The sequence below is a fragment of the Eubacterium sp. ER2 genome (genome assembly GCF_000765215.1).
Lineage (GTDB): Bacteria > Bacillota > Clostridia > Lachnospirales > Lachnospiraceae > Claveliimonas > Claveliimonas intestinigallinarum.
The window spans coordinates 1-693 of record NZ_JPJE01000052.1 but is presented as its reverse complement, the minus strand read 5'-3'; the positions used below and the strand labels follow the sequence as shown (position 1 = coordinate 693).

Here is a 693-nt window from a genome sequence, read left to right as displayed (position 1 = left end):
GGAATGTTATGTTTGCAACCTGGAGTGAACAAGGCGGCCAGGACGATCTGGTATGGTATACAGGGCACAAGAATGCAGATGGGAACTGGGAGACAACGATAGATATCCGGGATCACAAAACGGCCGGGGCCTATAAAGTGGATGTATACTATACATTGGCCAATGGAGTCATGAAGGGCTTTGGCTCCACGTTTTTTGAAGTATCTTCACCAAGTATGACGACCAGCATAGAGAATTATGATGAAGAAAAGGGGACCTTTGAAGTAGTAGTCAGTGATATTGTATCTCCATCTGGAGTAGATAGGGTGCAGGTGCCAGTATGGTGTGCTTCTGATCAGAGCGATATCAGGTGGTATGATGCGGAAAAGCAGAATGATGGAAGTTATAAAGCAAAGATCAGTACAGCCAATCATAATTTTGCGACAGGTACATATCAGGTACATGTCTATGTCACGACCAAAAATGGTTTGACACAGGGCGTAGTAGCGGGGACACAAAATGTGTCATTGCCCGATATGGAAATCATCGCAGAGGATACAACAGGGGAAGAAATGACATACAAAGTACAGGCCACTAATGTGGGATTGCTTGGCGTGGTGAAGAATGTTATGTTTGCAACCTGGAGTGAACAAGGCGGCCAGGACGATCTGGTATGGTATACAGGGCACAAGAATGCAGATGGGAACTGGGAGG

Annotated in this window: 1 protein-coding gene; it reads left to right on the top strand. The window is 45.9% G+C overall.

Features of this window, described 5'->3' with window-relative positions:
- Positions 1 to 693, top strand: a 693-nt coding sequence (locus NI21_RS0115060; RefSeq protein ID WP_033127032.1) for a GBS Bsp-like repeat-containing protein, incomplete at both ends; no start/stop codon positions are given.